This is a genomic window from Piscirickettsia salmonis LF-89 = ATCC VR-1361 (genome assembly GCF_000297215.2).
In the GTDB taxonomy this organism is placed as follows: Bacteria; Pseudomonadota; Gammaproteobacteria; order Piscirickettsiales; family Piscirickettsiaceae; genus Piscirickettsia; species Piscirickettsia salmonis.
Genome location: NZ_AMFF02000116.1, coordinates 16,624 through 20,348 on the forward strand (window position 1 = coordinate 16,624; position 3,725 = coordinate 20,348).

Consider the following 3,725-nt stretch of genomic DNA (forward strand, 5'->3'; position numbering starts at 1 on the left):
AACCTACCTCGGCCTACTCACCCCGTGCTTAGCACTCCATGGCTCGCAGCGACAGAAAAAATATTACCCGCCTCTTTAATTCTTCTATAAAAATAGGTGATACTATGACTAGAGATTCAAACTGAGGATAAATTTATGCCGATAATATCAATTGGCTGTACTAAAGGTGGGGTTGGTAAATCAACCATTGCAACAAGCTTGGTCGTTGCACTACAAGCGAAGGGTTATAAAACCATTCTAGTGGATTGCGATAGCCAGTTCTCTGCAAGTGATTGGGCAGATGTCCGTGATGAAGATGACAAACTGCCAAAAATAAAACACCTGCAAAAAGTCGGCCGTATCAAAACAACCCTGTTAGACTTAAAAACTGAATATGACTTTGTTATTGTCGACACAGGAGGCCATGATAGCTCATCAGAACTTAGGCAGTCTCTTACCTTGTGTGACTTAGTGTTAGTACCATTACGGCCCAGTCAACATGATGTCAATACTATTGGCACGATGACAGATCTGATTGAGGATGCCCAAGAAGTTGCTAATCCAGACTTACGGGCTTTATTTGTCCTCAATGCCGTCAGCCCTGCTGCAAAAAGCAAGAAACTCATTGAAATAAGAGCCGCATTAAATGAAATCGATGAGATTACCTTATGTAAAAGCCACCTGTGTCAACGTGATGCTTATATTCAAACCGCTAGCGATGGTCGTGGCGTCACTGAAATAAAAGATAAGAAAGCGAACACTGAATTTAACGCTTTAACTACTGAAATACTAAAATACTTTAAAGGCAATAAATATGGCATCAAGAGCAATACAAATAAGAAAAAAGCCAAAGCAAAAAAAGCTAGTTAATGATATTGATGACTTTATTGAAAATCATCATGGTTTAAAGTCCGAATTATGGGTTGATATTAATGACTGTTTTATTTCATCATTAAAAATTGATCGTAAGACTAAAAACCCAAGATATATCGAACAACTGGCGGAAGATCTGAAAACTCGACAAATTAATGCGGTCGTCGCTAGAGAGAATAACGGTAAATACGAGATTATTTCTGGCGAATGCCGCTATGAAGCTGCCAAACTTATTAATAAAAAATTACTGGTCAGAGTTGTTGACTGGTCAGATGATGAAGCCATCGCCACAATCATTTCTGAGAATGAAAAACGTGAAGATTTATGTGATTATGACAAGGCCCGCGCTTATCTTGAATATAGAGGCAAACTCAGCATTAGAAACTTTGCCGAAAAATATAACTTAAAAAAATCACAAGTTGGCGAATTATTTCAACTTGAAAAAATTCCCCAAGCCGTCTGTGATGCACTACCGATGACCAAGCTGCGTGCCAAGCAATTTAGTGACATTGCAGCAAAGATTAACGAAGGTGGTACTTATATCGACGCCTTTATTCACTTCTCACCACTACTACTGTCCACTGAGAGGACAATTACTTGGAAAGAGTTTATCGCTAGAGTCGAGCGCAAAGTAAACCCACCTAGACCACCAACTCAGCAAGTATTAGAGCGTCATATATTTAAAGCACCCGGGGTTAAAGTTGCCAGCATTAGTTATAAAGACACTGAGTTTAAAGCAAAACTTAAAAAACCACTCACTTACAAACAAAAAGAGCAACTCCAAGACTTTCTTGAAAAATTAAAATAGGTGCCTTAAACAGCACCTCTAACAATATCTTAGTCTTAGGCCTATCCAACCAAACAAAAATCAATTATATTATAAAATTCGATTAATAAAGTTAGCTATTTGGATAAAATAACTAACTTCGGCAATAATTTATATAATAAAAACAATATAAATATTGTCTCGACGCAATATTTAAGTTCAATTAAATGGAGTTATTATGAACAGCAAATCTTTGGCCAGCCCGATTATAAATTTATTTAAATTTACTGAAGACTTTTCTGGTTTAACTAAATATTTTGAACAACTCCCTGTTGACCCTTATGTTCCAGGCAACTACCGCCACCATGGCCTGTCATGTTTTAAATATACTGACCACAACCTTTGGGAAAAACAGGCACATAAATATATTTTTCAAGATGACAAAACCAACCCTGTCGCTGGCGGTATCAAACGTGAATACCCAGTGATTGATGATCAGTTGATTGACGAACCCACATTAAAAATCGCATTACAGCAGTTTTGCAACAGCATCAATGCTCAACTGGGTGATCTTATCGATATTCATATGCTGCGTACTGTGACCACCCACGAGCAACTCGGTAAAGCTGCCCCTGAAGGCATCCATCGTGATGCCGTGAACTATGTCGGTATTTTTTGCATTAATCGCCATAAGATCACCGCTGGGGAAACCCATCTTTATACTGATAAAGCCGGTGCCCGTCCACCGGTGGTCAGAAAAATTCTTGAACCCGGTGAAATGCTTATTATTGATGATAGCAAAGTCTTTCATTTTACTGACGCTGTCAAGCCCACCAGCGATGAGGGTTATCGCGATGTCTTTGTCTTTACTCAATCAACGTTGATGAGTGTTTAATTTTTTAAATAAAGCAAGCTCTTGTGTTTATATACATATAGTAAGCAAGAGCGTGTGTACCATTAATTATACGCTCATTTATTCCAATCACACTTGCGCAGGCGATCAGTCTGGTAATAGTTCGCAACCAAATCAATAAAATATTTAAAGTCAGCATTTTCTTCAACAATGCGATTCACTGACTGCCAATCAATGACTGAACGTTTTTGCGCCGGTAACAATAGCTCACTTTCTGACGGATTTTCTACTGACAATAAAATAACACCAATACCATGCAAAGCGCTTAACATGCACAGCTCCTGATGAACACGGCTATCGGCTATAGATGCTGCCACTAAATAACCTTCATTCGCCCAGGATGAATTGCTGACTTCTTAAAAAAAGGATTTACGGACACTTCCCATATTTAATACTTTTTTCACTTCAAACGACCACAGGCGGACACTCTGGCCTCCACCTTGTGAGATGCAGGTTTTAATATGCTGATGCCACTTTTGAGCCACCGCCTCCATCGCAACAATATCAGGATGTAACCATTGATTGCCACCACTGCCCAAATTATTTTTAGAACGCTTCTCATCAATCCGTAAACAATAAAGACCATGTTCAGACTGCAGGTAATCGATCAAGAATAGGCCCGCTGCGCGGGCGACTTGGGTAAAGCCTTGCTAAATCCAAGGCCTCCTGTATGATTAATCGCTTGTTTTATAGTGAGTTGATCCCATTGAGTTCCTTCCATTCCATCAAACACCTCTTTCAAACTGGCCGTGCCTGGTGGCGATATTACTCCGCTAACAAAGAATACATTCCAAACCATGTTGTCGATACCGTTATCAGCATGCTTAGTTGCAAAGAAAAAGTCGCCGGGTATGATCAATACACCTGCTCTAACCCCAATTGCCTACATACAAAGGTCATTGCCTTCACCTGCAAGTCACGCCTGTGTAACTCATGCGGAAAAAAGCCACTGAGCAATGGATCGCTAAGCAAAATGAAATCTTACCCCAATGCGATTATCAACATATCACTTACACCATGCCCGCAGCGCTTTGGTCATTTTTCAAAGCCAATCGTTTCTTACTAAACACGCTTTCAACCATTGCCGCTAAAACACTATTAAAAATAGCTAAAAAGAAAAAAATCACTATCGGGATTTTTACTGCGTTACATACCTTTGGTCGGGATCTGAAGTAGAGAGTAGGCTGATCTTTC

General features: G+C 39.5%; 7 protein-coding genes. 4 read left to right on the forward strand and 3 right to left on the reverse strand.

Annotated elements, in window-relative coordinates:
* Positions 1 to 135: 135 nt before the first annotated feature.
* The 3 genes from C200_RS11265 to C200_RS11275 all read left to right on the forward strand — a co-directional run bounded on the left by C200_RS11265 (position 136) and on the right by C200_RS11275 (position 2,513).
* Complete coding sequence (locus C200_RS11265) at positions 136 to 849, forward strand: AAA family ATPase (RefSeq protein ID WP_016211852.1); 714 nt, start codon at positions 136 to 138, stop codon at positions 847 to 849.
* Positions 794 to 1,660 carry a ParB/RepB/Spo0J family partition protein gene (locus C200_RS15080; protein ID WP_179861797.1) on the forward strand — a complete coding sequence of 289 codons (867 nt, stop codon included), beginning with the start codon at positions 794 to 796 and terminating at the stop codon, positions 1,658 to 1,660. The genes C200_RS11265 and C200_RS15080 overlap by 56 nt, the downstream gene beginning before the upstream one ends.
* Positions 1,661 to 1,856: 196 nt before the next feature.
* Positions 1,857 to 2,513, forward strand: a complete 657-nt coding sequence (locus C200_RS11275) for a 2OG-Fe dioxygenase family protein (protein ID WP_016211851.1) — start codon at positions 1,857 to 1,859, stop codon at positions 2,511 to 2,513.
* A 74-nt stretch (positions 2,514 to 2,587) separates the two neighbouring features.
* On the opposite strand, the gene C200_RS16175 is transcribed toward C200_RS11275, so the two are convergent.
* A complete protein-coding gene (locus C200_RS16175; protein WP_016211847.1) occupies positions 2,588 to 2,848 on the reverse strand; it encodes a hypothetical protein in 261 nt (86 codons plus the stop codon).
* Positions 2,849 to 2,887: 39 nt separating this feature from the next.
* Positions 2,888 to 3,142, reverse strand: coding sequence for a hypothetical protein (locus C200_RS16180; RefSeq protein ID WP_016211843.1), 255 nt, complete (start codon positions 3,140 to 3,142; stop codon positions 2,888 to 2,890).
* A 59-nt stretch (positions 3,143 to 3,201) separates the two neighbouring features.
* On the opposite strand from C200_RS16180, the gene C200_RS16765 reads away from it, so the two are divergent.
* Positions 3,202 to 3,597: a transposase zinc-binding domain-containing protein gene (locus tag C200_RS16765; protein ID WP_075273397.1), complete on the forward strand. Its 396-nt coding sequence runs from the start codon at positions 3,202 to 3,204 to the stop codon at positions 3,595 to 3,597.
* On the opposite strand, the gene C200_RS16185 is transcribed toward C200_RS16765, so the two are convergent.
* Positions 3,542 to 3,725 (reverse strand): hypothetical protein (locus tag C200_RS16185; RefSeq protein ID WP_211250931.1); only part of this gene is annotated, 184 nt, incomplete at its 5' end. The genes C200_RS16765 and C200_RS16185 overlap by 56 nt on opposite strands.

Coding starts and splice junctions, on each gene's coding strand:
- C200_RS11275 (WP_016211851.1), top strand. CDS start 1,857: ATGAACAGCAAATCTTTGGCCAGCCCGATTATAAATTTATTTAAATTT.
- C200_RS15080 (WP_179861797.1), top strand. CDS start 794: ATGGCATCAAGAGCAATACAAATAAGAAAAAAGCCAAAGCAAAAAAAG.
- C200_RS11265 (WP_016211852.1), top strand. CDS start 136: ATGCCGATAATATCAATTGGCTGTACTAAAGGTGGGGTTGGTAAATCA.
- C200_RS16765 (WP_075273397.1), top strand. CDS start 3,202: ATGATTAATCGCTTGTTTTATAGTGAGTTGATCCCATTGAGTTCCTTC.